The following is a 25,132-nucleotide window of genomic DNA, read 5'->3' as shown; positions in this document are numbered from 1 at the left end:
CGCTTCCTCATCCCAGCAAGTCGGCCATCGCGAGGATGCGCTGGGCGACCTCGGCCAGCTTCAGTCCCTGCTTCATCGCCTGCTGCCGCAACGCGGCATAGGCCTCGTTCTCGCTCATGCCGCGCTTGTCCATCAGCAGGCGCTTGGCGCGGTCGATCTGTTCGCGGTCGCGCAGCTTGCCCTGCACTTCGTCCAGTTGCCGGCGCATGTCCGCTTCCTGCTCGAAGCGCGCCAGCGCCACCTGCACGATCGGCGCCAGCCGCGCCGGCGCAAGGCCGTCGACCACGTAGGTGGTGACGCCGGCGCTCACCGCGGCGCGGATCAGTTGGTCGTCGCCGTCGGCGGAGAACATCACCACCGGACGCGGCGCCTGGCGGTGGATCAGCGCCAGTTGCTCGAGGGTATCGCGCGAGGGCGAATCGACGTCGATGATGACCACGTCCGGCTGCTGGGTGGACACCGCCTTGAGCAGCGCCGGCGCCGCCGCCACTTCGTCCAACACCTCGTAGCCGGCGTCGAGCAGCGCCTGGCGCAGCTGCCCGATCGGCTTTTCGGTATCGTTGACCAGCAGGACGCGCAGCATTCGGGCCTGGCTAACGGAAGTTGGCTGAGCCGCATGGTGCCATGCAACACGCGTCCGCCGCGAGCCGTCCCCACCCCGCAGGAGTCCGCATGCCGTTGTATCCCTTGTTCGCCGATCTGGGCGGGCGCCGCGTGCTGGTGGTGGGCGGCGGCGAGGTGGCGATGCGCAAGATCGAGGCGCTGCTGCACGCCGGCGCGCAGGTGCTGGTGTACGCGCACGCGCTCAACGCCACGGTGGCGCAGTGGCTGGCGCAGGGCCGGCTGCAGCGGGTCGATGGTCAGTTCGATGCGCAATGGCTGGACGACGCCTGGCTGGTGGTCGCGGCCACCGACGACAACGCCTTCAATCGCGAACTCGCGGCGCAGGCCGGGCAGCGCCGCAAGCTGGTCAACGTGGTCGACGACGCCGAGCTGTCCACGTTCCAGGTGCCGGCGATCATCGACCGCGATCCATTGCTGGTTGCGATCTCCTCCAGCGGCGCGGCGCCGATGCTGGCGCGGCGCCTGCGCGAGCGCTGGGAAACCGAACTGGACCATTCCTACGCGCAGCTGGCGCAGTTGTTCGCGCGCCACCGCGAGGCGATCCGCGCGCGCCTGCCGCAGCTGGCGCAGCGCCGGCGCTGGTTCGAGCAGGTGCTGGAAGGCCCGGTGCAGGTGCTGCTGCAGAGCGGGCAGACACAGGCCGCCGAGCAGGCGTTCCATGACGCCCTGCAGCGCAGCGAGCAGGACGTGCCGCGCCGCGGCAGCGTGTGGCTGGTCGGCACCGGCAACGGCGATCCCGGCGCGCTGACGCTCAAGGCGCTGCGCGCGTTGAACCAGGCCGATCTGTTGCTGTGCGATCCGGCAGTGGACGCAGCGGTGCTGGGCCTGGCGCGCCGCGACGCGACGCGGCAGCCACTGCCGTCCGATCCCGACGCGCATCTGGCGCTGCTGATCGAGCAGGTGCAGGCCGGGCAGCGCGTGGTCAGCCTGAAACCCGGCGACGCATTCCGGCAGCCGCCCCATGCGCAGCTGGCCGCGCAACTGGCCGCTGCCGGCATCGCCTGCGATGTGGTCGCGGGCGTGGCATTGGACTGATCAGCGCAGCGCGGTCGCGACAGCGAATCAAGCCGGCGCTGGCGCCACCGCGACTTCCGCCGTCGGCACCCCGGCCACCTGCAGCAACTGCTTGCGAAAACCCACCCACAGCGCCAGCGACAGCAGCGAAATGCCGCCGAGCAGCAGGAACGCGGTGCGGTAGCCGAAGTCCTGCGCGATCCAGCCGCCCAGCGCGGGGCTCAGCGCCGCACCGATGCCCTGCACCGTCATCACCGCGCCCTGGCCGACGTTGACCCGGCCGGTGCCCTGCAGCAGCCGCGCCACCAGCGCCGGCACCACCACGCTCTGCAGGCCGGCGCCGACGCCGTCGAGAATCTGCACCGGGAACACGCCCCAGGCATGGATCAGGCTGGCCGCGATCAGGCCGCGCAACGGCAGCGCCAGGAAGGTCAGCAGCATCACCCACCAATGCCCGCGCACGCGGATCAGGCGCATCGCCAGCAGCGAGGCCACCACCATCGTCGCCTGCGCGACGATGATCGTGGTCGCGGTCAGCGCACTGGGATCGCCCTGGTGCGCGGCGACCACGGCCATGCCGTACAGCGGCAGCATCGCCGCATTGCCCAGGTGGAACAGCGCGAGCGCCAACGCCAAGACCAGCAGCGGCTTGCAGGTCAGCAACACCAACCAGCCGCTGGCATGCGCGGCACCCTGCGCGTCGGCGTCGGCCAGGCCGCGCGCGGCGCGATGGTCGATCGCATCGCGCGGGATCAGCAGCACCGAGGCGATCGCCAGCACGCCGAAGCAGCCGGTCAGCGCGAACACCGCGCCAAAGCCGAACTTCCAGCCGAGCAGGCCGGCCAGCGCCGCCGCGACCACGTTGCCGGCATGGCTGCCGACCTGGTTGCGCGCGATCTGGTGATCGAAACCGGCCTGCCGCACCAGCCCCAGGGTGATGCCTGACAGCGCCGGACCCAGCGCCGCGGCAGCGAGCGCGGTCATCACCTGCGCGGTCACCACGCCGGCGAAGCTCGGCGACCACCACAGCAGCGCCGACGCCAGCAGGATCAACGTGCAGCCGACCACCACGATGCTGCGCTTGCGCCGGGTCGCATCGACCAGCGCGCCGCCCGGCGTGGTCGCGAGCATGCCGGCGATGCCGCCGATGCTCATCACCGAGCCGATCGCCGCCAGCGACCAGCCCTTGGATTGCAGGAATACACTCAGGAACGGACCGAGCCCGTCCTGCACGTCGGCCAGGGTGAAGTTCAGCGCTTCCAGCGCGCGCGTGCCGCGCGGGCGGGCGCCAGACGCGGCGGCCGGCCGCGCGCTCATCGCCGCACCGCCATGCGGGTGGAAGCAAGCGGGAAGCCGTAGCGAGGCGCACAGCGAATAAGCGACATGGCGAAATCCTGAAAGCGCCGCCGCGGACACCGCGACAGACGCGAAACGATACGCAACGCAGGGGCCGCCGCGTCACCGCGACCGCCCCGCCCTACCCGGTTCAGTGCTTGGGCTTGGGCTTGTCGGCGTCGTGCGGTTTGGGCGGATGCGGCTTGGGCGCGATCGGCTGCAACGCCGACGCTTTCGCGCCCAAGGCCTGCGCGTGGATCACCGTGCCGTGCGGCGAGGCCAGCGCGTGGCCTTCCACCGCCAGCGGCTTGCCCACCGCCAACCACTTGGCCATGGGCGCGGCAGCGTGCGGCGGGAAGCGCACGGTGCTGTCGTCTTCGAGCAGCGCGCCGTGCACCTGCCCGTGCGGGCCGTGCAACAGTCGCGCGACCACACCGCTGTGCTGGGTCTTGGCGGGCTTTTCGTGCTTCTCGGGTTTTGCGGCTTTCTCCGGCTTCTTGCCCGGCTTGTGCTCGGCGTGCGGCCCATGTGGCCCGCGATCGGCGATGCGCTTGCCACCGTCGGGATCGATCGCCAGCGCCACCAGCATGTCCACACCGTAGGGCTTGAGCCCGCGCACGCCGAGCGCGATGCCCGGCTTGAGCGTTTTCAGCAACTGCGCCGACAGGTGTGGCGCGGTATGCACCTCGGTGCCGTCGTCGAGCAGCAGGCCATCGACCTCGGCCTTGGGATTGAGCAGGAAGCGGGCGAGCGTGCCGCGGGTTTCCGGCAGGTAATCGGGATCGACCCAATGCATAGCGTTACTCCAATGAAAGTGGGGAGCCGGCGTCGCGCCGGTAGCGGCGCCCGCCGCGGCAAGCGGCGGGCGCCGGGTCACACGGGCAGGCGGATCAGCGCGGCGCGGGCGGCGGCACCGGCGGTGCAGCCGGCGCAGCGGGACCGCCCGGCGGCGGCGGTGCAGCCCGCGGGACCGGCGGTGCGGGCGGCGCGAACAGGGTGCGCTGCGAGGCGCGGTCGCGGCCGAGCTGGGTCGCCTCCAGCGAGCGGCCGGCCGCGGTGGCCACGCCGAACCCGCTGACGCTCAGCGGCGCGCCGACGCGCAACAGCGTGCCGTACTGCACGGCCACGTGCGGCGGCATCCGCACCACGGTGCCGTCGCTGAGCAGCACGCCGGCGGTGTCGCCACCCGGGCCGTAGACCAGGCGTTCGATGCGGCCTTCGGCCTGCATCGGATTCAACGCCGGCGGGGTCGGCGGCACGGGCAGACCGGCCAGCGGGTTCGGCGGGCGGTCCACCACCTGCTTGCCGCTGCGGCGCGCGCTGATCGCGCTGGCCTGCAGCAGCGGCAGCGTGCCCAGGCGATAGCCCTGCACGGTCACCGCATCGCCGCGGCGCACCGCGGCCTGCAGTTCGGCCGACAGGTGCGGCGGGAAACCCACCTGGGTGCCGTCGCGCAGCCACAGCCCATCGACGTCGCCGTTGGGATTGAGCATGAAGCGGTCGACCGTGCCTTCGACGCTGACCGGCGCGGCGGCGATCGGCGCGGGAGGTACAGGAGGTGCCGGCGGCGCGGGCGGCGGCGCGATGCCGGCCGCGGCGGCGGCAGGCGGTGCGGGGGGAGCCGGCACCTGCGCGACGGCAGTGGCGGTGGCGATGGCCAGCGAAAAAGCGAGTGCGCTACGACGGATCATCGGAAGTTCTCCAGGGCAGCGAGGGAGCCGCCTGTAGGAATGTCATCGCAGTATCCGTGCCAGGTTCCAAATCGTTGATTTTGAAAGGAACGGCACTTGTGAGTGGCCATGGTGGGTGTCTGCGCTTCATCCACTGTCGTCCGCTTTGCGGACAGCTGCGGTGTCTGAAATGAGACACCTGGCGTTTGCTGTTTCGTTCGCTTGCTGGTCGCGGATTCGGTGGAGACGCGCTTGTGTGCTCGGCCGTTTGGCTTGGTAGGCGTACGGGTAGTGCCTGTCGCGGCTGAAGCCGCTCCTACAGGGAGGTGTGGCGAGGCAACCGGGTGCACTGTGGGAGGGACTTCAGTCCCGACGCGTTGCGCCACCAGAAAGCACGCCGCTTCGCTCGTCGCGGCTGAAGCCGCTCCTACAAAAAGCGCTGCTGGGGGCGAGTCGTTCGTGTGGGCGGGCCGCGCTGTGCCTGGCGGCGCGCGGGTGCGCAGGCGCGTCTTCGCTGCGATTGGTAGCTCAGCGCTTGCACCAGCGCGGCGCAATCTGGCCGGTGGCGGCACGCCCTAGCCCAGCCCGTAATCGTCGAGCTTGCGATACAGCAGCTGGCGGTGGATACCGAGCCGGCGCGCGGCCTCTGCGCGATTGCCCTGCGCTTGCGTCAGTGCCGCCTGGATCATCTGTTTCTCCAGTTGCGCGATCGCGTCGGGCAGGGTCAGCGCCGGCGTATCGGCGGACGTCGCCGCGGCATCGCCGGCCAACACCTCGTCCAGGTCGTGCGCCTCGATCGTCGGCGTGCGCACCAGCACCTGGCAGCGCTGCATCGCATTGCGCAGCTCGCGCACGTTGCCCGGCCACGGATAGGCGCGCAGCCGCGCCTGCGCCGCCGCCGACAGCGTGCGTGCCGCATTGGCGCCATCCTCGAGGAAATGCTGGGCCAGCAGCACGATGTCGTCGCCGCGCTCGCGCAGCGGCGGCAATTCGATCGGCACCACGTTGAGCCGATAGCGCAGGTCGCTGCGGAAACGGCCGTCGGCGACCAGTTGCGCCAGTTCGCGATGGGTGGCGGCGACCACGCGCACGTCCACCTTCTGCGCGCCGCGCCCGCCCAGCGGCGAGACCTCGCCTTCCTGCAGGAAGCGCAGCAGCTTGGCCTGCATCGGCAGCGGCATGTCGCCGATCTCGTCCAGGAACAGGGTGCCACCGTCGGCTTCGCGGATCAGCCCGGGACGATCGGCAGTGGCGCCGGAGAAGGCGCCCTTGCGGTAGCCGAACAATTCGCTTTCGATCAGCTCGGCCGGGATCGCCGCGCAGTTGACCGCCACGAACGCCGCGTCCGCGCGGGCGCTGGCGCGATGCAGCGCGCGCGCCACCAGTTCCTTGCCGGTGCCGGTTTCGCCGCTGACCAGCACCGGCAGGTCAGAGGCCGCGGCCAGGCCGATGCGCTTGTGCACGGTGCGCATCGCCGCGCTGTGGCCGAGCAGCGCGCCGGCTTCCTCGGCCGGCGCCGGTGGCGGCGCCACGCTGTCGTCGCCGGCATGCGCCTGCAGCGCACGCTCCACCACCGCGACGATGTCGGCGCGGCCGACCGGCTTGACCAGGTGATCGAACGCACCGAGCTTCATCGCCTCGATGGTGTTGCTGCTGGACGCGTAGGCGGTGAGCATCACCAGCGGCACCGCGGCGGCCTGCGCATCGTCCTGGCGCGCGCGCATCAGCGCGATGCCGTCCATGCCGGGCATGCGGAAATCGACGAAGGCCAGGTCGATGCCGCCTGCGCGCAACCGTGCCAGTCCCGCCTGCCCATCGGCGGCGGCGATCACCTCGTGGCCGAACGAGCGCAGCGTGGCCTGCAGCGTGCTCAGGAAGGCGGTGTCGTCGTCGACGATCAGGATGCGCGCCATGGCAATTCCAGAATGAAGGAGGTGAGGCCGTCGTGGTGGACGTAGCGCACCTCGCCGCCGTGCGCGCGCGCGATCTCGCGCACCAGAGCCAGACCCAGGCCGTTGCCGTCGCTGCGGCCGCTGGCAAAGGGCTCGAACAGGTGCGCGGCCACCGGCGCGGGCACCGGAGGGCCTTGATTGGCCACGGTCAGCCGCAGCAGGTCGGCGTCGGCTGCGACCGTCAGCGTCACCGCGGTGCCGGGCGTGGCGTGCTGCAGCGCGTTGCGCAGCAGGTTGTGCAAGGCCCGCGCCGCCTGCTGCGAATCCAGCATCCACGCGCTCGGCGCCTCCATCAGTTGCAGTGCGATCGGCGGCGCCAACGGATTCCAGTCGGCCGGATCGAGCAGCGCCTGCAGCCACGGCTGCAACGCCACCGTGTCGCGCTGCAGGCGGATCGGCTGGACCATGCCCAGCAGGCTTTCGACCACGCCATCCAGGCGCTGGATCTGTGCCAGCATCAGCTGCGCCTGCGCCTCGTCGAAGCCGCCTTCGCCGGCGGCGATCTGGTTTTCCAGGGCCAGGCGCAAGGTCGCGATCGGGTTGCGGATCTCGTGGGCCACGGTCGCGGTCATGCGCCCGAGCGCGGCCAAACGCTCGTGCCGCGACAGTTCCTCGCCGAGCCGGCGCGCCTCGGCCAGGGCGTGCACGCTGCGTTGCGCATAGTCGGTGACCGCCGCGCCGAGGCGGTCCAGTTCCGGCGCGCCGGTCGTCGGGATCGTCGGCACCTCCGCCGGCGTCGCCAAGGCCTGCTGGATGCCGTGCAAGCGCTGGCTCCAGCGCCGCACCACCCAGCCCAGCGCCACCGCCGACACTACCACCAGCGCCAGGATCAGCGCCACGCCCACCGCCAGCGGGCGACTGGCCGAGGCCTCGCCGGTGGCGGCGACCCGGGCCATCGTCCACGCCGCGGTGCTGCGATCCAGCGGGCAGGCCGCGATCAACAGCGTCTCGCGCTGACCATCGCGGCGGTAATGCACCGCCTGCTGGTTGGCGACGCCGCGTTGCGCAGTGGCGACGATGGCACTGCGTTCGGCGGTCGGCACATCGGTCTTGTGGTCGCTGCCGTCGTAGGTGGGATAGGCATAGGCGACGAAGCCGCGCTGCCGCTCCCACACCCCGCCCTCCACGCCCGCGGCGTCGGCCAGCACCAGTTGCAGCACCACCGCGGCCAGGCCGGCGCCGTCGCTGCCGCGCGCGGCGGCGCTGGCGCCGTTGTAGCGCTGCACGATGCGCGTGCATTCGCCCTGCAGCCGCGCCTGCGCCTCGCCGACGCGCACGCCCTCGCTATGCCGGTACAGGCCGAACAGCACCACCGCCATGCCCACGCACGCGGCGAGGATGACGATCCAGATCAGCAGCAGTTGCCGCAACAGCGAACGGGGCATGGTCCACCGGAGACGCGAAAGATGAAAATGTAGCAGCGCGCCGCGCCGCAACGGCGATGCGCGCTGTTGCCGTTCATCGCTCAGCGCAGGTTGGTCTTGACCAGTTCGATCACCTCGTCGCCGCGCCCGCTCATCACCGCGCGCAGCAGGTACAGGCCCATGCCCTTGGCCTGCTCCAGCTTGATCGCCGGCGGAATCACCAGTTCCTGGGTGGCCACGCGCACATCGACCAGCACCGGCCCCGGATGCGCGAAGGCCTGGCGCAACGCCGGCTCCAGTTGCTCCGATTCGTCCACGCGCAGGCCGAGGATGCCCATCGCATTGCTCATCGCCGCGAAGTCCGGGTTGCTCAGGTCGGTGCCGGTGTCCAGATAGCCGGCCGACTTCATTTCCATCGCCACGAAGCCCAGCGAGGCGTTGTTGTAGACCACCACCTTCACCGGCAGGCCCAACTGCGCCAGGGAAATGAAGTCGCCCATCAGCATGGTGAAGCCGCCGTCGCCGGACAGCGAGATCACCTGCCGCCGCGGGAACTGCGCCTGCGCACCCAGCGCTTGCGGCATCGCGTTGGCCATCGAGCCGTGGTTGAACGAGCCGAGCAAGCGGCGCTTGCCGTTCATGGTGAGGTAGCGCGCCGCCCACACCGTAGGCGTGCCGACATCGCAGCTGAAGATCGCATCCTCGTCGGCCAGCGCATCGATCATCCGGGTCACGAACTGCGGGTGCAGCGGCTCGCCGGGCGCGGCCGCCACCGCCAGTTCGTCGAGGCCTTCGCGCGCCTTGCGGTAGTGCGCCAGCGACTTGTCCAGGAAGCCGCGCTGCTCGCGCCGCTGCAGCTTCGGTAGCAATGCGGCGATGGTCTCGCGCACGTCGGCGGCGATGCCCAGTTGCAGCGGCGTGCGCCGGCCCAGCGCGGCTGGGTCGCGATCGACCTGCACGATCGCCGCGTCCTTCGGATAGAACTGGCGGTACGGGAAATCGGTACCGAGCATCAGCAGCGTGTCGCAGTTGAGCATGGCCTGGTAGCCGGAACTGAAACCGATCAGGCCGGTCATGCCGACGTCGAACGGGTTTTCCCATTCCACGTGTTCCTTGCCGCGCAGCGCGTGCACGATCGGCGCGCCGAGCAGGTCGGCCAGCGCCACCAGTTCGTCGTGCGCGCCGGCGCAGCCGCTGCCGCACAGCAGCGTGGTGGCCTCGCTCGCCTGCAGCAGCTCAGCCAGGCGCTCCACGTCGGCGTCGGCCGGCAGGATCCGCGGCGGCGTCAGCGCCGGCCAGGCGGTCGGCGTGCCCTTGGGTAGTTCCTGCAACGCCACGTCGCCGGGAATCACCACCACCGCCACGCCCTGTTTCAGGATCGCGGTGCGCATCGCCCGGTGCAGTACTTCCGGCATCTGCGCCGGATTGGTGACCAGCTCGACGTAGTGGCTGCACTCGCGGAACAGTTCCTGCGGATGGGTTTCCTGGAAGTAGCCCAGGCCGATCTCGGAAGAAGGGATATGCGCAGCGATCGCCAGCACCGGCTGGTGGCTGCGGTGGCAGTCGAACAGGCCGTTGATCAGGTGCAGGTTGCCCGGCCCGCAGCTGCCGGCACAGACCGCGAGCTTGCCGGTCAGCGCGGCCTCGGCGCCGGCGGCGAACGCGGCCACTTCCTCGTGGCGCACGTGCATCCACTCGATGCTGTCCATCTGCCGCAGCGCATCGGTCAGCCCGTTGAGGCTGTCGCCGGTGACGCCCCAGATACGTTCGACCCCCGCGCTGTGCAAGGTCTCGGCGAGCAGGCGGGCAATGGTCGGCTTGGACATGAGCGGCTCCGCAAAAGGAAGCGCTGATGCTGGCACGCGATCCGTTACACGGGCGTGCTGCCGCCATGTCCGGTTGCCGCTGCAGACCGGCTCCGGACCGGCCGCGGTGGCACTCAGTCCGTGCCGCGATCTGCGGCGCGCTCGTCGCGGCCGCCGTCCTCGCCGCTGGCATCCTCGTGGTAGCCGCCGGTCGCGGCCTTGCCGTGCGCGCCGCCGGCGTGTTCGCCGGTAGCGGCATAGGTGCCTGCCTGGCCGAAGTTGGGCTGGGTCCGGCCGCTGCGGTCGGCGCCCGGATCGTCGGCAACGTTGTCCGGCAAACCCGGCGCATCCTGCCGCGGCGTGGTCCGCGACGGCACGTCGCGTCCGCGGCCGCGAGGCACGCCCGTGTCCTGCGCAACATCCGCGGTATCGCCGCGGTAACCCGCCTGGCGAACGTCGTGATCGCCCAGCGGAACGGAAGGTCGGTGGGAATCGTGATTGCGCATGAAAGTCTCTTCGATGATCGCTCGATGATCGGATGCCGTGCCGTGCCGCGACACGGCGTGCGATGCAGCCTAGGCAGGCGTGCGTTAGCGCGGTTACAAGGGGCGATGAAGGCGACGCGAGCGGCGCGTCGTCGGTGTCTGCGGGGCCAAGCGCATGCGGGATCGGTGCCTCTTGCATACAGACCAGCTAGCGCATCGCCTGCTTCGACAGCGTAGATCGGGTGCACGCTGCGCTCGCCTGGCATCCACGCAACGCTAACCGGCGGTTGCCGACGATCCACGTTCCTATCGCACGGGAGCCGAACATGAGCGGATTACTCTGGAAGTTGGCGGTCGCCGGAACCGCGGTCGCGGTCGTCAGGGCCTATCGTCGCCGCACACCGCAGCAGCAGCGCACTGCGGTGTTTTCGCAGGATCGCGCCTTCCGCGCCGAACCGGACGATGGCGCGTTCACGCCACCGCACGGCGACGTGGTGTCGGCCACCGACGCGCCGCGCGGCGAGAACGTTGCCGGGTTGCGCACCGGGCCGGCAATCACCTGAGGCGTGGGGCTGCCTCGTCTTTAGCGGAGCCCCGTCTGTTCCGCGCTGGCCCGCGCACTGCGGGCCGCGCCTAATGCGCGTGCCTCACCTGCCAGTGGCCGCGGCCACTGCGTCGCCGGTCATGCGCCGAAGGCGACCGGCGGTTGCGTCAGTGGCGCTCGTCGTCGCCACCGCCGATCTCGGGCGCGTCGTCCTGGGCATCCTGGCCGTCGCGCTGCGCACTGCGCGCGCGCAGCGTTTCGCCAGCCTTGCTCGCCAGTGCTTCGTACTGCTTGCGGATCTGCTCCAGCCGCTTCTCGTCCATTTCCTCGAGATCGAGCAGCTCGTCGTTGGCCTTGGCGGTCACCCGGATCAGCTCGTCAAGCTTGATCTGCATCGCCGCGGTGTCCGCGTTCTGGGTGTGCTGGATCAGGAACACCATCAGGAAGGTGATGATGGTGGTGCCGGTGTTGATCACCAGCTGCCAGGTGTCGTTGAAACCGAACACCGGGCCGCTGGCGCCCCACAGCACCACGATGCCGAGCGCAATGCAGAACGTCCACGGCGTGCCGGCCGCGTACGACGCCTTCTTGGCGACGGCATTGAACAGGTTTGCAGCTTTCATCGCACACCTCGCGCAGTCGAATGGACCGGCGCACCAGGCGTGATGCGCGGGCAGCGCGGATGATCGGCTGCGCCGCGTGAGCGATGCGTGGAAAGTCAGGCACAAAAACCAGCAGGTTCTCGCGCCAGTCCGTGTGCATGTCCGCCGCCGCGCCTGGCCGTGCGCCAACGCTTAGCCACCTGCACCGCCTGCTGCAGCACTACGCCGGAAACGCATGGCACGCGTTACAGGATCGCCTGAAGCCCCTTGTCGGCGATCACGTTGAGCAGCTTGAGCGCTGGCCCGGCAGGACGGGTTTCGCCCTGCTCCCACTTGCGCACCGTCGATGCCGTGGTATGCAGGTGATGCGCGAATACTGGCTGGCTGAACTTCAGGGCTTCGCGTAGACGCTTGATGTCGGCCGCGCCGAACTCTCGCACCGGCGGCGGACAGATCGCGTCGAATTCGCGCATCGTCACCTTGCCGATCGCTCCCACTTCGTGAAGCGCGCCCAGATCACCACGCAGCGATTCAATGATTTTGCTCACACCGCACCTCCACTAATACGCCCGACTGCAAGGCTTTCAGCAAGGCTTCCCCGGACAGTTCCAGAAACACCTTGCCGGCGAATTGCAGCGCTTTCTTCTCTTCCTGCGCGATGTTCGCCTTGCCGCTCTTGGGGAACCCATGCAGGAACACGTAGCGGCTGCCGATGCGAGCGGCCAACAACGTGCGGTAGCCACCGCTCTTGCCGCCGCCAGAACGGGCCACCCGCTTCTTGTAGAGCTGGCCGCCCAAATCCACGTCGATCAGTCCGGCTTCCATTTCCTGGACCGCTTTGCACAGAACGGTGTCGGACAGCTTTTCGCCGGCCTGCCACCGCGCAAAATCCTTTCGCTTGAACGTGCGGGTCATCCTTACCTCCAAAACATACCCGAAACGGGTACATATTTCCATATCCTGATAGCGCCTGCACTCCGCCATTTCCTCCCGTCTGCGCAAGACTACGGCCGCGAGGCCAAAGGAGTCGGCATAAAAAAAGCAGGCCAGACTGGCCTGCTCTCGTTGGCATCGCGCGTTGTCCGGCACGATCAACCCGTCTGCTGCATCGCCTCGTGCTGGCGTACCTGGCGCACCGGCCGCGGCCGGCTCGGGAAGGCGTGGCGCACGATCCGCCACATCACCTGGCCGAACTGGCGCGGCAGCGAACCGGTGTTGTAGTGCTGGCCGTAGCGCGCGCAGATCGCCTTCACGTCCACCGCCAGCGCCGCGTAGCGGTTGGCCGGGATGTCCGGGTAGAAGTGGTGCTCGATCTGGTGGCTCAGGTTGCCCGACAGCACGTTCAGCAGCTTGCCGCCAGCCAGGTTGGAAGAACCGCGCAGCTGGCGCAGGTACCAGTGGCCGCGCGACTCGCCCTTGATCGACTCCTTCGGGAACGTCTCCGCATCGGCGGTGAAGTGGCCGCAGAAGATGATCACGAAGGTCCAGATGCTGCGCAGCACGTTGGCGGCGAGGTTGCCCAGCAGCACGGTCAGGAAGAACGGGCCGGCCAGCGCCGGGAAGATCACGTAGTCCTTGAGGATCTGCCGGCCCATCTTGCGCCCGACCGGCAGGAAGGTGCGGCGCAGCTCGCCACGCTTCATCTTGCCGGCGAACCAGCGGCCCAGGCGCAGGTCCTGGATCGCCACACCCCATTCGAACAGCAGCGCGAACACCACCGCGATGAACGGCTGTGCGAGATAGAACGGACGCCAGCGCTGCTCGGGGAAGATGCGCAGCAGGCCGTAGCCGATGTCGTCGTCCATGCCGCGCACGTTGGTGTAGGTGTGGTGCTTGAAGTTGTGCGTCTTGCGCCAGTTGTCGCCGGTGGCGACGATGTCCCACTCGTAGGTGTTGCCGTTGAGCTGCGCATCGCCCATCCAGTCGTACTGGCCGTGCATGACGTTGTGGCCCAGCTCCATGTTCTCCAGGATCTTGGACAGGGTCAGCAGCGCCACGCCGGCGATCCACGCCGGCCACAGCACGCTGTGCACGAACGCGCCCAGGAACAGCAGCGCGCGCCCGGCCAGGCCGGTGTAGCGCACTGCGGCGACGATGCGGCGGATGTAGCGCGCGTCGGCCTCGCCCAGGGTGGCGACGGTGCGCACGCGCAGCGCGTCGAGTTCGTCGCCGAAGGCCTGCAGTTCGGCCGGGGTCAGTGCGCGGTTGCGGGGAGCAGCCATGGGGAAGTCCTTCAAAGGTCCAGGATCAGGTCGCTGCTGGCGCTGTTGATGCACAGCTTCAGCATCGAACCCGGTTCGGTGGCGTGCGCGCCGGTGAGCAGGTCGCGGGTCGCGCCGGATTGCTTGCCGCAGGCGCAGCTGTTGCAGATGCCCATGCGGCAGCCGTGCTTCGGGCGCAGGCCTTCGGCTTCCAGCGCGCTGAGCAGCGATTGCCCGCGCGGCAGCTGCAGAACGCGGCCGCTGCGCGCCAGCGTCACCGCGACCGTGCCGTGTTCGGCATCGGCCAGCAGCGGCGTGCTGAACGCCTCGGCCTGGAAGCGGGCGACGCTACCTTCCAGCCGCGTACGCGCGGCCTGCACGAAACCGCCGGGGCCGCAGGCCAGCACCTGCGCCTGTTCCAGCCCGGCCAGGTGCGCCAGCGGCAGCGTGTCCACACGCGGCGCCGGCATCGCGCCTTCGCCGGTGACCGCCAGCTGCAGGCGGAAACGCGGATGCGCGGCGGCCAGCGCCTGCAGTTCCTCGACGAAGCACAACTGGTCGCTGCGCCGCGCCCAGTAGATCAGGTCCACATCGGCCGGCATGCCGGCGTCGGCGAGCTGGCGCAGCAGCGCGCGCATCGGGGTGATGCCGCTGCCGGCGGCCAACAGCAGCCAGCGTCCCTGCGGCGCGGCGGGCAGCACCATGTCGCCGAACGCCTGGCCCAGTTCGAAGGTCTCGCCGATGCGTGCGGCGTCGGCCAGGTACTGGCTGACGCGGCCGCCGTCGATCGTCTTGACCGTGATCGCCAGGCGCCCGCCCGGCAGCGGCGTGGGGCTGTAGCTGCGGGTCAGGCGGCGCCCGTCGATCTCCACGCCCAGCTGCACGTGCTGGCCGGCGCGCAGGCCGCGCCAGTGGCGGTTGGCCTTGAGGATCAGGGTCACCGCGTCGCTGCTGGCGCGTTCGCGCTGCAGCAGCCGCGCGCGCGGACGCTGCCAGGTCCACAGCGGATGGATCCGCGTGGACCAGAAATCGAACACCTCCGGCTGCACCCAGGCGCGCAGGGCGCGGGTGGCGGAGCGGGTGGAGGCAGGACGGCGGGCAGCGTTCATGGCGACCACTATACAGGCGCAGATACAGATGTCTATACAGTTGTATATTCACGAAGAAGGGTATGATCGCGGCCTTGTCTCGCCCAGTCCGCCCATGACGTCCATCGTTCCCCTGCCGCTGCCCGAGGACGCGCTGCCCGCGCGCAAGAGCGCGATCTCGCGCGAAGACCTGCTGGCGGCGGCGCTGAAGCTGATCGGGCCGCACCGCAGCGTGTCCACGCTGAGCCTGCGCGAAGTGACCCGCGAAGCCGGCATCGCCCCGAACAGCTTCTATCGCCAGTTCCGCGACATGGACGAACTGGCGGTGGCGCTGATCGACCTGGCCGGCAGTTCGCTGCGCACCATCATCGGCCAGGCGCGGCAGCGCGCGGCCGGCAGCAACCGCAGCGTGATCCTCAGTTCGGTGGAAACCTTCATGGAGCAGCTGCGCGCCGACGACAAACTGCTGCACGTGCTGCTGCGCGAGGGCACGGTCGGCTCGGACGCGTTCAAGCACGCGGTGGACCGCGAGCTGAACTACTTCGAGGAAGAACTGCGCGTGGATCTGATCCGCCTGGCCGCGATCGACAACGCGCCGCTGCACGAGCCGGCGCTGGTGTCCAAGGCGATCACCCGGCTGGTGTTTGCGATGGGCGCCACCGCGATGGACCTGCCGCCGGAAAAAGACCCGGAACTGATCCGCCAGATCAGCGCGATGCTGCGCATGATCATCCTCGGCTCGCGCACGATCGCCGCCAGCTGAGCGGCACGGCCCGGTTGCCGGCGCGCCTGCAGGCCGCCGCACGGGTAGATCCAGGACCGAATCTGCGTAATCCGTGAACAGCGCATTTGTGCGTCGCCGCGCGCGCATGCACCCATGGATCCGGATCGCGCCTGCATCTCACATGCCGCCGACAGGATCTTGGCCGCACCTTTACCCATGTTTGCGCACCCTCGCAGGGACACCCCACGACGAGGCATGCCCATGGCCGTTCCGAACTATCCCTCTCCTCCCTTCAAGCCGCAGCAGCAGTCGTTTCCCGGGCTGACCGACAAGATGGATCCGAAGCCGGACCATGGCGAGGACAGCTACGTCGGCCACGGCCTGTTGCAGGGCAAACGCACGCTGATCACCGGCGGCGACAGCGGCATCGGCGCCGCGGTGGCGATCGCCTATGCGCGCGAAGGCGCCGACGTGGCCATCGCCTACCTGCCCAGCGAACAGCACGACGCCGAACGCATCGGCCAGCTGCTCGAGACGGCCGGGGTACGCGTGCTGCTGCAGCCCTGCGACATCAGCGATCGCGCGCAGGCGCAGGCCTTGATCGAGACCGTGACCGGCGCCTTCGGCGGACTCGACGTGCTGGTCAACAACGCCGCCTACCAGCGCTATTTCCACAGCTTCGACGAGATCACCCTGGACGAGTGGGAAAAGACCTTCGCCACCAACGTGCACGCGGCCTTCAACCTGGTGCGCCTGGCCGTGCCGCACATGCCCGAGGGCGGTTCGATCATCAACACCGCCTCGGTCAATTCGAAGAAGCCGACGCCCAACATCCTGCCCTACTCCACCACCAAGGGCGCGGTGGCGAACATGACCATCGGCCTGGCCGGGCTGCTCGCGGACAAGAAGATCCGGGTCAACGCGGTGCTGCCCGGCCCGATCTGGACGCCGTTCATCCCCGCCGGCATGGATGCGGAGGAGGTTAAGGAATTCGGGTCGCAGACCGCGTTCGGCCGCCCCGGGCAGCCGGTGGAGCTGGCATCGACCTATGTGCTGCTCGCCAGCGATACGTCCAGCTATACGTCTGGTGCGTTGATCACGATCGCGGGCGGGGCGGCGACGCTTTAGGCTGGGATTCGGGATTCGGGATTGGAGAGTCGTAGAAGCCGGCGCCCACTGCGGCGCCGGCTTCAACCTGCAGCGAGCAGCCCCGGGATCTGCGCCGCGATCTCGCGCGCCAGCGGCCCCAGCGGGCCGATCTGCCGCGCCAGCAGCGCGCCGGCGCGCGCGTGCAGGTGCACGCCCCACACCGCCGCCTGCGTGCTGCTGGCGCCGCGCGCCTGCAAGCCGCAGATGATGCCGGCCAGCACGTCGCCGGAACCGGAGGTGCCCAGGCACGGGCTGCCGCCGCGATGCACCCAGTGCGCGCCGTCGGGCGCGGCGATCACCGTGGTCGCCGACTTCAGCACCACCACCGCGCCGCTGTGCCGCGCGTGACGCAGCGCGATCGCCGCCGGATCCGCCGCGATGCGTTCGATCGGCACGCCGTTCAATGCCGCCATCTCGCCATGGTGCGGGGTCAGCACGACGCGCTCCGGATCGGCCATGCCGTGGGTATCGACCAGCGCACCGGCATCGAGCACCACGCCACAGCGCGTGTCCTGCAGCAGCCGCGCGATCTGCTTGCGCAGCGCTGGGCGGGCGCGCATGCCGGGGCCGATCAGCACCGCGTCGGCGCGCGCCGCATCGCGCTGCAGCGGTTGTCCGCCGATGCGCAGTTCACCGTCGGCGCTAACCGGCAACGCCACCACGCGCGCCTCGGGCAAGGCGATCGCCATCGCCGTGGCCACCGGGCGCGCGGTGGCCACCTGCAGCTTGCCGGCGCCTGCGCGCAATGCCGCCTCCGCCGCCAGCAACGCCGCGCCGGGAATTTCGCAGCTGCCGCCGATCACCAGCACGCGCCCGCGCTGCTCCTTGTCGGCGACGCCCGCCGCGCTGGGCAACGGCCAGCGCCGCAGCAGCGTCGCGTTCACCGGGATCGCTCTCACCGGGGTAGCGCGCGCCTGGGTCACCGCGGCCCACCCGGCTGGTCGGCCGCGGTGGTCACCGGCACCTCGAACGGCACCGCGTTGGCCTGGACCAGGCCGAAGCGCGGCCCGCCCTCGGCATCGCCGAAACCGTATTCGGTGACGCTGCAGTTGGGCACGTCGCCGCGCCGGTCGATCTCCAGGATCGCCGCCTCGTCGAAGCGCTCGAGCAGGTAGCGCATGCAGTTGACGATGACCTGGTGGGCGACGATCAACACGCGCTCGCCGGCGTGGTCGCGACGCAGTTCCTCGACCACGCTGCGCAGGCGCAGGATCACGTCGCACCAGCTTTCGCCGCCGGGCGGGCGGAAATAGAACTTGCCGACCGAAGCGCGCTGCTCGGCCAGTTCCGGGAAACGGCTGGCGATGCCGTGCCGGGTATAGCGGTCCAGAATGCCGAACTCCTTCTCGCGCAGGCGCTCGTCCAGCACCAGCGCGTGCGACTGCACGCCCAGTTCCTCGCCGATCGCCGCGCAGGTCTGTTGCGCACGCAGGAACGGCGACGTCAGCAGCACCTTCGGCCGCGCCGCCGCCGGCAACGCCGCAAACCAGCGGCCGAGTCGCTGCGACTGCTCAAGGCCCAGCTCCGACAGCGGCGTGTCGGCATCGCGGGTGGCGACGTCGATCAGTTCCTGCCCCGAGGCTTCGGCGATATCGCGGGCGACATTGCCCGCGCTCTGTCCATGTCGCACCAGCCACAAGCGCTGCGGCCAGTCGGCGTGATCGAGTTTCGGCACAAGGATCTCCTGCGATTGGGTACGCACCGAGCCTCGCGTGGCGGCCGTGAACGCACGGTCGCCGTGCCTGCAGGCAGTGCGGCGAAGGCAGCGCATTCAGTGTGTTCACTGCGGCGTGGATGCTTCTCTCGCGCTGCGTTCACCCTGCATTGAATCGTCACTAACGCGCGGCGGTCTAGCTTGGTTCGTACGGGGGAAGGCGCCGCACCGCGGCACGACGAAGACTTCCCGCACACGCAATCGACCGATACCTTGGAGCGACGTTCATGACCCGAAGCAATACCGAGCGCCTGTTGAAGTGGCTGCAGGACGCCTACGCGATGGAGCAGGAAGCGAACACCATGCTGACCGCCACCGCCGGACGCCTGGAGCACTATCCACAGCTGAAGGCACGCATCGAGCAGCACATCACCGAAACCAAGGGCCAGTCCGAGCAGGTCAAGCGCTGCATCGAACTGCTCGGCGGCTCCACGCCCGCCATCAAGGGTGCGGTGGCCAGCGTGATGGCGACGGTGCATGCGGCCGGCAATTCGATGATGAGCGACGAAGTGGCCAAGAGCCTCGGCATCAGCTACGCATTCGAACACCTGGAGGTCGCCAGCTACCGCGCGCTGGTAATCGCTGCAAAGCAAGCCGACCAGCCGCAGATCGCCGACATCTGCGCCGCCATCCTCGACCAGGAAATCGCCATGGCCGAGTGGCTGATCGAACACCAGGAGGCGACGGTTCTCGCCTTCCTGGAACGCGAACGCACCGAAGGCCAGACGGCCAAGCGTTGAGTCCGCGCACCTCCCGCACCATCCATCCCAACCACGGAGATCCATCGACATGGCTATCAAGACCATCGACGACCTGTTCCTGCACGAACTTTCCGACATCTACAGCGCGGAGAAGCAGTTGACCAAGGCGCTGCCGAAACTGGCCCGCGCCTCCACCAATCCGGCGCTGCGTGCGGCCTTCGAAGCGCACCTGGAAGAAACCCAGGGCCAGATCGAGCGTATCGACCAGATCGTGGAAAAACTCGAGCTGCGCCTGAAGCGCATCAAGTGCGCGGCCATGGAAGGGCTGGTCGAAGAAGGCAAGGAAGTGATCGAATCGATCGAGGCCGGCCCGGTGCGCGATGCGGCGCTGATCGGCGGCGCGCAGAAAGTGGAGCACTACGAGATCGCGTCCTACGGCACGCTCGCCGCGATGGCCAAGCAGTTGGGCAAGACCGACGCGCTCAAGCTGCTGCTGGAAACGCTGGAAGAGGAAAAGTCCACCGACGAGAAGCTGACCATGCTCGCCGAACAGGGCGGCAACCAGGACGCGGCGCAGAAGCGCAAGGCGGCCTGACCGCACGACCGCGGCGCCGCTTCCCGGTGCCGCGGCTTTTTATACCCAGACGCCCCCACTGGCCACGACGCCCGATCGTCGGTCGTCGTGGCTTTGCCGTGGGCGGCACTCCAGGAGATATTCGATGTTCATGCACAACAAACGGCTGATGTACACGGTGCGCGTGGCGCAACCGGACCCGGCGCTGGCCTCGCTGATGCTCGAGCAGTTCGGCGGCCCGCAAGGCGAACTGGCTGCGGCCATGCGCTATTTCACCCAGGCCATCGGCGAAGTCGATCCCGGCCGCAAAGACCTGCTGTACGACATCGCCACCGAAGAGTTGAGCCATCTGGAAATCATCGGGTCGATCATCGCCATGCTCAATCAGGGCCCCAAGGCGGTGCTGTCCGAAGGCATGGTCGAGGCCGAGGAGATGCGCAACCTGACCAGGAACAACAACACCAGCCAGACCCAGCAGATCCTGTACGGCGGCGGGCCGGCCCTGGTGAATTCCAGCGGCGTGCCGTGGAGCGGGGCCTATGTGGATTCCATCGGCGAACCCACCGCCGACCTGCGCTCCAATATCGCCGCTGAGGCGCGCGCCAAGATCGTCTACGAGCGCCTGATCAACGTCACCGACGATCCGGGCATCGTCGATGCTTTGAAGTTTCTGATGACCCGCGAGGTGGCGCACCAGAAGTCGTTCGAGAAGGCGCTGTACGCGATCGAGCCGAACTTCCCGCCGGGCAAGCTGCCGGGCGAGCCGATGTTCACCGACACGTTCTACGACATGTCGCAGGGCGACGGCGACATCAACGGTCCGTGGAACAGCGGCAGCCAGTGGCAGAAGGTGTCCGATCGCAACCGCCAGGCGGCCGTGGACGGCGGCAGCGGCGTGCCGAGCGTCGGCCTGAGTCCGGCAGAGGAAAGCGCGCTGCAGGCGCTGGCGGCACGCACCATGTCGCAGCAGGACAGCGATCCGACCACCGGCGCCGACCTGGGCGCCGGCCCGGGCGCGGGTTCGACCAAGGGCGATATCAAGCTGTGATCGCGCGGTCCGCGGCAATGTGTTCTTCGCGGCGGTAGATTCGCCAGGACGCGCCAGGCCACGCCTGCGGTGTGCGCATTTGTAGGAGCGACTTCAGTCGCGACAGGCACTGTCGATAGCATCCTGTCGCGACTGAAGTCGCTCCTACAATATTCAACATCATCGGAGTCGAAGCTGTTTCCGAGTCGATACGCCAGCTCGCTCGAGTCGGCCATGCGCGCGTGGCGCACTCCAGCAGCACAAAAATACGCCGTCGCCTCGGAACGCAGCAGGCCCGGCAGCGACGTCCGATCAATCGCCGGTCTGCGCGTGCGGCGCAGGCACCGGCTTGGATTGCGGCGAATCCTTCTGCCGCAGCCAGATGGTCAGCACCACCAGGGAAAACACCGCGAGGAATTCGCTCTGCCAGTTCTGCATCGATTCGAACCAGAACTGCGCGCCGGTCACGTGCTCGAACAGCGAAATCGCCGGCAACCGCTGCATCGCCCGCTCGGCCAGTTCGTGCCGCCAGCTGCCGAGCGCATGCAGCACGAAACTGGTCAGGAACAGCAGGCCGAATGCCAGCGCCAGCGAGCGCTCGTAGAGCTTCAGCCAGAGCCCGCCGGCACGCACCGGCCACGGCGTGGTACCCGGCGCGATGGTCTCGTGCTCCTCGTCCGGCGGCAGCGGCCGCGATTCGGCAGAACCCCACTGGCGCAGCTTCACCGTGAGCAGCACATACATGCCCATCTGCAGGAATTCGCTTTCCCAGTTCTCGAACAAGGCACCGATGAAATGACCGCTGTGCAGGTACTCCCAGAACATCAGCGGCGCCAGGCCCTGCTGGCGCAGTTCGTCGTTGTAGGCGAGATGGCCGCTGAGCGCCTGGCCGCCGATGAACAGCAGGGTCAGGCCCAACAACACCAGCGACAAGCCGTTGCGTTTAAAGAACATGCGTGGACGTCTCCTCCTGCACCGCCCCAGTGGCGGTCGCCTTGGTCGGCGGCGACTATGCCCAGGGCCAACGAAAGGCCGGATGAAGAAGAAGCTGTTGCGTCGCGCGCACCGGATGCGCCGGATGCCGCAGCGTCGCGGCGACACTACCGGCCGTGCACTGTGCCGGCGCGCCGCGGGTCTTCACTTCGGCTTGTCCACCCCACGCACTAAGGTGCGGGCGTGCGCACTGCGAGAAACCGATGAGACGCTTCGTGCAGGCTTTCAGCATCGAGGACGACCTGCCCGCGCGGCTGGAGCCGCCGCTGCGCCAGGCCCTTGCGGCTTACCCGGACCACTACAACCTGGGCAAGGGCGACGTCGCGTCCGCGATCCTGTGCCACGACGGCACGGCGCAAGTGCAGCGCCTGCAATGGGGCATCGTGCCGCGCTGGTCGAAGACACCGGATACGCCGTACACCACCGTCACCGCGCGGCTGGAACGCGCCGCGCGCAGCCGTATCTTCGCCGCGCCGTGGAAGAGCCAGCACTGCGTGATTCCGCTGTCCGGGTACTACAAGTGGGACCGCAGCCGCAAGCCGGCGCAGCCCTATTACATTCACCATGCGCAAGGCGAGGTGCTGCTGGCGGCGGGGCTGTGGGAACGCTGGGACCGCGGCGAACCGGCGCTGCTCAGCTTCAGCGTGCTGACCCATGCCAACGCCGCGATTCCGGCGCCGCTGACCGCGGACGGACCGATCTTCCTGAGCGGCGAGCGCTGGCGCAGCTGGCTGCGCGGGCCACGACTGTTTCCCACCGCGTTCCTGGTACGCGCGCCGCAACCGCCGCTGCTGGCCTATCCGGTGTCGTCGGCCTACCAGCGCCGCGAGCGCAACGACTACACCTTGCTGGAGCCGGTGGATGCCGATGCACCAGGGTTTGGCGATGATGCCGAAGTGGACGAGGAAGCAAACGACGAAGGCGAGTGACACCTGCACCGGCGCGGTCGCGCCACGCGCGCGACCGTCACCAGTCGAAACCGGCGACGAACATCTTCTGGTCGGTCGGGCCGCGATCGCAGCCGGCCGAGGCGATCACATGGCCGGCTTCCAGCTTGCCGCCGATCGCGCGCACGGCCTGCGCCTCGCGGACGCAATCCGGCCCCACGCTGCCACACCGCGATGCCGCGGCCGCCAACCGCGGCCGGCACAAAAACAAAGACGCCGATGCACTGAGGCATCGGCGTCGTCATCGGCAATGGCGTCCGGCACGGATGCCGTGGCGCTGGCTCAGAACTCTTCCCACTCCGAGCTTTCCACCAATGCGCCGCCGAGCTTGCTCCGCACCAGCGGACGTGCGGCCGCTGCCGGCGCTTTCTTGACCGGCGCGCGTGCGGCGGCGACCGGACGGACCGCGGCCTGGACCGGCACCGGCCTGGGCGCGACCGCCGCCACCGGCCTGGCGGCGCCGGCAAGGCGGAACACCGCCACCGCGCGGGTCAGGTCCGAGGCCTGGTCTTCCATGCTCTTCGCCGCCGCGGTGGCTTCCTCCACCAGCGCCGCGTTCTGCTGCGTGGTCTCGTCCAGCTGCATCACCGTCTTGCTGACCTGCTCGATGCCCGAACTCTGCTCGGCGCTGGCCGCGGAGATCTCGGCCATGATGTCGGTGACCCGCTTCACCGAGGTCACCACCTCGGCCATGGTGGTGCCGGCGCGCGCGACCAGGGTCGAGCCCTGCTCCACTTCCTGCACCGAGTCGGAGATCAGGGTCTTGATCTCCTTGGCCGCCGCCGCCGAACGCTGCGCCAGCGAGCGCACTTCCGAGGCGACCACGGCGAAGCCGCGGCCCTGCTCGCCGGCACGCGCGGCTTCCACCGCGGCGTTCAACGCCAGGATGTTGGTCTGGAAGGCGATGCCGTCGATGACGCCGATGATGTCGGCGATGCGCGCGGAAGCCGCACTGATCGAAGCCATCGTGGTGACCACATCCTCGACCACGCGACCGCCGCTCTCGGCCACTTCGCCGGCGCCCAGCACCAGCTGGTTGGCCTGGCGCGCGCTGTCGGCGTTCTGCTTGACCGTGGAGGTCAGCTCTTCCATCGACGCGGCGGTTTCTTCCAGGCTCGCCGCCTGCTGCTCGGTGCGCACCGACAGGTCGCTGTTGCCGCTGGCGATCTCGCCGGCCGCGGTGTTGATCGACTCGGCCGAACGCTGGATGCCCTGCACGATCGTGGTCAGCTGCTCGGCGGTGCGGTTGGCGGCATCGGCCAGCTGCCCGAACGCGCCCTCGTAGCGCACGTCCACGCGCTGCGACAGATCGCCGTCGGCGATCGCGCCCATGATCCGGCCCACGTCGGCCAAGCCGCTTTCGGCCTGCCGCATCAGCCGGTTCAGCGCTTCCACCATTTCCTTGAACGCGAACTGGTAGCGCGCTTCGTCGCCGCGTGCGGAGAAGTCGCCGCGCGCCGCCGCATCGGCCATGCGCGCGATGTCGCCGTTGATCGCCGACAGGTTGCTCTTCACCGCATCCAGCGCTTCGTGCAGCGCGGCGCGCTGGCCCGGCAGACGGCGCATGTCGCGGCGCAGGTCGCCGCGGCCGTACTCGCCCATGATCGCCATCGCCTCGATGATCGCGTCCAGGTGTTCGAACAGCGCGGTGTTCATGCCGCGCGCCAGGGTGCCGTAATCGCCGGGGAAATCCTCCGGCATGCGGTGGCTGATGTCGTCGCCCTGCTGCAACTGCACCAGGGTCTGCATCTCGCCGTTGAAGCGCTGCAGCTGGGTCTGCATCTGCTGCATGCTGGTCATCAGCTGCCCGGTCTCGTCGCGCGACTCCACCTTGATGGTGTTGTCGAAACGGCCAGAGGCGATGGCCTCGGCGGTGCGCGTGGCCGCGCGCAGCGGGGTGACGATGGCGCTGGCGATCAGCCAGCACAGCCCGACCACCAGGCCGACCAGGGCGGCGCCGATGATGGTCAGGATCTTGGTGAAGCCCAGCGCCTCGACCTGGATGTCCTCGGCGTACACGCCCATCACCAGCACCCAGTTCCACTGCGGGTACAGCTTGGCGTAACTGATCTTCGGCAGCTGCTCTTTCTTGCCCGGCTTGGGCGCGCTGTAGTAGCTGAAGCCGTCGCCGCTGGTCACCGCGGTGCGGATGTCGCGGTATACGTATTCGCCGGCATCGCTCTTGTAGTCGCTCATGTCGGTGCCGACCTTGCGCTTGGGATGCATCAGGATGCGCATCTGCGGGTCGAGCATGAAGAAATAGTCCACGCCGCCGTTGGTCTTCATGTCGGCCAGCGCCGACTTGGCTGCGTCCTGGGCCTGCGCCTCGGTGAGTTCGCCGCGCTTGGCCTTTTCGGCATAGTGCTCGATGACGCTCATGCCCATGTCGATCTGGGTCTTCACGGTCTGCTTGCGCGCATCCACCAGGTCCAGGTATTGCAGCCGCGCGGCGGCGACCGCGAGCAGGATCACGCCGATGGCGAGCAGGGTGCACAGCACGACGAACTTGCGCGTCATCGGCAGATTGGCGATGCGACGACGCAGGAAATGGACGGGATTCATGGCGATCCTGAGCGATATCGATGATGTATGTCTGCTGATATCGGCCGCAGTCGTTTC

General features: G+C 68.9%; 26 protein-coding genes. 8 read left to right on the top strand and 18 right to left on the bottom strand.

The features are described from left to right. Positions 1-7 precede the first annotated feature (7 nt). Positions 8-580 (bottom strand): ANTAR domain-containing protein, encoded by a 573-nt coding sequence (locus HEP75_RS03550; RefSeq protein WP_185816480.1) that lies wholly within the window; start codon positions 578-580, stop codon positions 8-10. 92 nt (positions 581-672) lie between these two features. On the opposite strand from HEP75_RS03550, the gene HEP75_RS03545 reads away from it, so the two are divergent. After that, positions 673-1,659 (top strand): NAD(P)-dependent oxidoreductase, encoded by a 987-nt coding sequence (locus tag HEP75_RS03545; protein ID WP_185825475.1) that lies wholly within the window; start codon positions 673-675, stop codon positions 1,657-1,659. Between the two features lie 27 nt (positions 1,660-1,686). Here the strand turns inward: HEP75_RS03545 and HEP75_RS03540 are convergent, their stop codons facing one another. The 7 genes from HEP75_RS03540 to HEP75_RS03510 form a co-directional block, all read right to left on the bottom strand. Next, a complete protein-coding gene (locus HEP75_RS03540) occupies positions 1,687-2,955 on the bottom strand; it encodes an MFS transporter (RefSeq protein WP_185825474.1) in 1,269 nt (422 codons plus the stop codon). A gap of 169 nt (positions 2,956-3,124) precedes the next feature. Beyond that, complete coding sequence (locus tag HEP75_RS03535; RefSeq protein WP_185825473.1) at positions 3,125-3,769, bottom strand: hypothetical protein; 645 nt, start codon at positions 3,767-3,769, stop codon at positions 3,125-3,127. Between the two features lie 94 nt (positions 3,770-3,863). Next, positions 3,864-4,664 carry a hypothetical protein gene (locus tag HEP75_RS03530; protein ID WP_185825472.1) on the bottom strand — a complete coding sequence of 267 codons (801 nt, stop codon included), beginning with the start codon at positions 4,662-4,664 and terminating at the stop codon, positions 3,864-3,866. A 554-nt stretch (positions 4,665-5,218) separates the two neighbouring features. Then, entirely contained in the window at positions 5,219-6,556 is a 1,338-nt protein-coding gene (locus tag HEP75_RS03525; RefSeq protein ID WP_185825471.1) for a sigma-54 dependent transcriptional regulator, read from the bottom strand. Further along, positions 6,541-7,980 (bottom strand): HAMP domain-containing sensor histidine kinase, encoded by a 1,440-nt coding sequence (locus HEP75_RS03520; RefSeq protein WP_185825470.1) that lies wholly within the window; start codon positions 7,978-7,980, stop codon positions 6,541-6,543. The genes HEP75_RS03525 and HEP75_RS03520 overlap by 16 nt, the downstream gene beginning before the upstream one ends. 80 nt (positions 7,981-8,060) lie before the next feature. Further along, entirely contained in the window at positions 8,061-9,770 is a 1,710-nt protein-coding gene (poxB, locus tag HEP75_RS03515) for a ubiquinone-dependent pyruvate dehydrogenase (RefSeq protein ID WP_185826479.1), read from the bottom strand. Positions 9,771-9,898: 128 nt separating this feature from the next. Then, positions 9,899-10,324, bottom strand: coding sequence for a hypothetical protein (locus tag HEP75_RS03510; RefSeq protein WP_255423985.1), 426 nt, complete (start codon positions 10,322-10,324; stop codon positions 9,899-9,901). Positions 10,325-10,575: 251 nt separating this feature from the next. Here HEP75_RS03510 and HEP75_RS03505 point away from each other — a divergent pair, with 251 nt between their 5' ends. After that, complete coding sequence (locus HEP75_RS03505; protein WP_185825469.1) at positions 10,576-10,812, top strand: hypothetical protein; 237 nt, start codon at positions 10,576-10,578, stop codon at positions 10,810-10,812. Between the two features lie 148 nt (positions 10,813-10,960). Here the strand turns inward: HEP75_RS03505 and HEP75_RS03500 are convergent, their stop codons facing one another. The 5 genes from HEP75_RS03500 to HEP75_RS03480 form a co-directional block, all read right to left on the bottom strand. Continuing rightward, the gene (locus HEP75_RS03500) at positions 10,961-11,416 is read right to left on the bottom strand and encodes a low affinity iron permease family protein (RefSeq protein ID WP_185815187.1); all 456 of its coding nucleotides are present in this window, start codon (positions 11,414-11,416) and stop codon (positions 10,961-10,963) included. A gap of 224 nt (positions 11,417-11,640) precedes the next feature. Next, on the bottom strand, positions 11,641-11,943 hold the full coding sequence (locus HEP75_RS03495) for a DNA-binding transcriptional regulator (RefSeq protein ID WP_185825468.1): 303 nt from the start codon (positions 11,941-11,943) through the stop codon (positions 11,641-11,643). Next, positions 11,927-12,310, bottom strand: a complete 384-nt coding sequence (locus tag HEP75_RS03490) for a type II toxin-antitoxin system RelE/ParE family toxin (protein WP_185825467.1) — start codon at positions 12,308-12,310, stop codon at positions 11,927-11,929. The genes HEP75_RS03495 and HEP75_RS03490 overlap by 17 nt, the downstream gene beginning before the upstream one ends. A 176-nt stretch (positions 12,311-12,486) precedes the next feature. Next, positions 12,487-13,617 (bottom strand): acyl-CoA desaturase, encoded by a 1,131-nt coding sequence (locus HEP75_RS03485; protein ID WP_185815185.1) that lies wholly within the window; start codon positions 13,615-13,617, stop codon positions 12,487-12,489. A gap of 11 nt (positions 13,618-13,628) precedes the next feature. After that, on the bottom strand, positions 13,629-14,705 hold the full coding sequence (locus HEP75_RS03480) for a ferredoxin reductase (RefSeq protein ID WP_185825466.1): 1,077 nt from the start codon (positions 14,703-14,705) through the stop codon (positions 13,629-13,631). 94 nt (positions 14,706-14,799) lie between these two features. Here HEP75_RS03480 and fabR point away from each other — a divergent pair, with 94 nt between their 5' ends. Beyond that, positions 14,800-15,447 (top strand): HTH-type transcriptional repressor FabR, encoded by a 648-nt coding sequence (fabR, locus tag HEP75_RS03475; RefSeq protein ID WP_185815183.1) that lies wholly within the window; start codon positions 14,800-14,802, stop codon positions 15,445-15,447. A gap of 222 nt (positions 15,448-15,669) precedes the next feature. Then, positions 15,670-16,536 (top strand): SDR family oxidoreductase, encoded by an 867-nt coding sequence (locus HEP75_RS03470; protein ID WP_185825465.1) that lies wholly within the window; start codon positions 15,670-15,672, stop codon positions 16,534-16,536. A gap of 62 nt (positions 16,537-16,598) precedes the next feature. Here HEP75_RS03470 and HEP75_RS03465 read toward each other — a convergent pair whose 3' ends face one another. Together HEP75_RS03465 and HEP75_RS03460 are read right to left on the bottom strand one after the other, a co-directional pair. Continuing rightward, positions 16,599-17,441, bottom strand: coding sequence for an NAD(P)H-hydrate dehydratase (locus HEP75_RS03465; RefSeq protein ID WP_255423984.1), 843 nt, complete (start codon positions 17,439-17,441; stop codon positions 16,599-16,601). 35 nt (positions 17,442-17,476) lie between these two features. Next, complete coding sequence (locus tag HEP75_RS03460; RefSeq protein WP_255423983.1) at positions 17,477-18,232, bottom strand: histidine phosphatase family protein; 756 nt, start codon at positions 18,230-18,232, stop codon at positions 17,477-17,479. A 266-nt stretch (positions 18,233-18,498) separates the two neighbouring features. On the opposite strand from HEP75_RS03460, the gene HEP75_RS03455 reads away from it, so the two are divergent. The 3 genes from HEP75_RS03455 (at position 18,499) to HEP75_RS03445 (ending at position 20,594) form a co-directional block, all read left to right on the top strand. Then, entirely contained in the window at positions 18,499-19,011 is a 513-nt protein-coding gene (locus HEP75_RS03455) for a ferritin-like domain-containing protein (RefSeq protein WP_185815179.1), read from the top strand. A gap of 49 nt (positions 19,012-19,060) precedes the next feature. Next, positions 19,061-19,567, top strand: coding sequence for a DUF892 family protein (locus tag HEP75_RS03450; protein ID WP_185825463.1), 507 nt, complete (start codon positions 19,061-19,063; stop codon positions 19,565-19,567). A gap of 124 nt (positions 19,568-19,691) precedes the next feature. Then, a complete protein-coding gene (locus HEP75_RS03445; protein ID WP_185825462.1) occupies positions 19,692-20,594 on the top strand; it encodes a manganese catalase family protein in 903 nt (300 codons plus the stop codon). A 291-nt stretch (positions 20,595-20,885) separates the two neighbouring features. On the opposite strand, the gene HEP75_RS03440 is transcribed toward HEP75_RS03445, so the two are convergent. Continuing rightward, positions 20,886-21,527 (bottom strand): DUF6766 family protein, encoded by a 642-nt coding sequence (locus tag HEP75_RS03440; protein WP_185815176.1) that lies wholly within the window; start codon positions 21,525-21,527, stop codon positions 20,886-20,888. A 242-nt stretch (positions 21,528-21,769) separates the two neighbouring features. Here HEP75_RS03440 and HEP75_RS03435 point away from each other — a divergent pair, with 242 nt between their 5' ends. Next, the gene (locus HEP75_RS03435; protein ID WP_185825461.1) at positions 21,770-22,495 is read left to right on the top strand and encodes an SOS response-associated peptidase family protein; all 726 of its coding nucleotides are present in this window, start codon (positions 21,770-21,772) and stop codon (positions 22,493-22,495) included. A gap of 37 nt (positions 22,496-22,532) precedes the next feature. Here HEP75_RS03435 and HEP75_RS03430 read toward each other — a convergent pair whose 3' ends face one another. After that, positions 22,533-22,673, bottom strand: a complete 141-nt coding sequence (locus HEP75_RS03430) for a hypothetical protein (RefSeq protein WP_185825460.1) — start codon at positions 22,671-22,673, stop codon at positions 22,533-22,535. Positions 22,674-22,795: 122 nt separating this feature from the next. Then, positions 22,796-25,057 (bottom strand): methyl-accepting chemotaxis protein, encoded by a 2,262-nt coding sequence (locus tag HEP75_RS03425; RefSeq protein WP_185826476.1) that lies wholly within the window; start codon positions 25,055-25,057, stop codon positions 22,796-22,798. Between the last annotated feature and the right edge of the window lie 75 nt (positions 25,058-25,132).

The sequence above is a fragment of the Xanthomonas sp. SI genome, from assembly GCF_014236855.1.
Lineage (GTDB): Bacteria > Pseudomonadota > Gammaproteobacteria > Xanthomonadales > Xanthomonadaceae > Xanthomonas_A.
This window is presented reverse-complemented; position numbering and strand designations above follow the sequence as displayed.

What these genes read in the sequence shown, in the direction of transcription:
- HEP75_RS03505 (WP_185825469.1), top strand. Translation starts at nt 10,576, where the DNA reads ATGAGCGGATTACTCTGGAAGTTGGCGGTCGCCGGAACCGCGGTCGCG.
- HEP75_RS03525 (WP_185825471.1), bottom strand. Translation starts at nt 6,556, where the DNA reads ATGGCGCGCATCCTGATCGTCGACGACGACACCGCCTTCCTGAGCACG.
- HEP75_RS03470 (WP_185825465.1), top strand. Translation starts at nt 15,670, where the DNA reads ATGGCCGTTCCGAACTATCCCTCTCCTCCCTTCAAGCCGCAGCAGCAG.
- HEP75_RS03530 (WP_185825472.1), bottom strand. Translation starts at nt 4,664, where the DNA reads ATGATCCGTCGTAGCGCACTCGCTTTTTCGCTGGCCATCGCCACCGCC.
- HEP75_RS03445 (WP_185825462.1), top strand. Translation starts at nt 19,692, where the DNA reads ATGTTCATGCACAACAAACGGCTGATGTACACGGTGCGCGTGGCGCAA.
- HEP75_RS03500 (WP_185815187.1), bottom strand. Translation starts at nt 11,416, where the DNA reads ATGAAAGCTGCAAACCTGTTCAATGCCGTCGCCAAGAAGGCGTCGTAC.
- HEP75_RS03540 (WP_185825474.1), bottom strand. Translation starts at nt 2,955, where the DNA reads ATGAGCGCGCGGCCGGCCGCCGCGTCTGGCGCCCGCCCGCGCGGCACG.
- HEP75_RS03455 (WP_185815179.1), top strand. Translation starts at nt 18,499, where the DNA reads ATGACCCGAAGCAATACCGAGCGCCTGTTGAAGTGGCTGCAGGACGCC.
- fabR (WP_185815183.1), top strand. Translation starts at nt 14,800, where the DNA reads ATGACGTCCATCGTTCCCCTGCCGCTGCCCGAGGACGCGCTGCCCGCG.
- HEP75_RS03480 (WP_185825466.1), bottom strand. Translation starts at nt 14,705, where the DNA reads ATGAACGCTGCCCGCCGTCCTGCCTCCACCCGCTCCGCCACCCGCGCC.
- HEP75_RS03435 (WP_185825461.1), top strand. Translation starts at nt 21,770, where the DNA reads ATGAGACGCTTCGTGCAGGCTTTCAGCATCGAGGACGACCTGCCCGCG.
- HEP75_RS03450 (WP_185825463.1), top strand. Translation starts at nt 19,061, where the DNA reads ATGGCTATCAAGACCATCGACGACCTGTTCCTGCACGAACTTTCCGAC.
- HEP75_RS03490 (WP_185825467.1), bottom strand. Translation starts at nt 12,310, where the DNA reads ATGACCCGCACGTTCAAGCGAAAGGATTTTGCGCGGTGGCAGGCCGGC.
- HEP75_RS03520 (WP_185825470.1), bottom strand. Translation starts at nt 7,980, where the DNA reads ATGCCCCGTTCGCTGTTGCGGCAACTGCTGCTGATCTGGATCGTCATC.
- HEP75_RS03535 (WP_185825473.1), bottom strand. Translation starts at nt 3,769, where the DNA reads ATGCATTGGGTCGATCCCGATTACCTGCCGGAAACCCGCGGCACGCTC.
- HEP75_RS03545 (WP_185825475.1), top strand. Translation starts at nt 673, where the DNA reads ATGCCGTTGTATCCCTTGTTCGCCGATCTGGGCGGGCGCCGCGTGCTG.
- HEP75_RS03485 (WP_185815185.1), bottom strand. Translation starts at nt 13,617, where the DNA reads ATGGCTGCTCCCCGCAACCGCGCACTGACCCCGGCCGAACTGCAGGCC.
- HEP75_RS03440 (WP_185815176.1), bottom strand. Translation starts at nt 21,527, where the DNA reads ATGTTCTTTAAACGCAACGGCTTGTCGCTGGTGTTGTTGGGCCTGACC.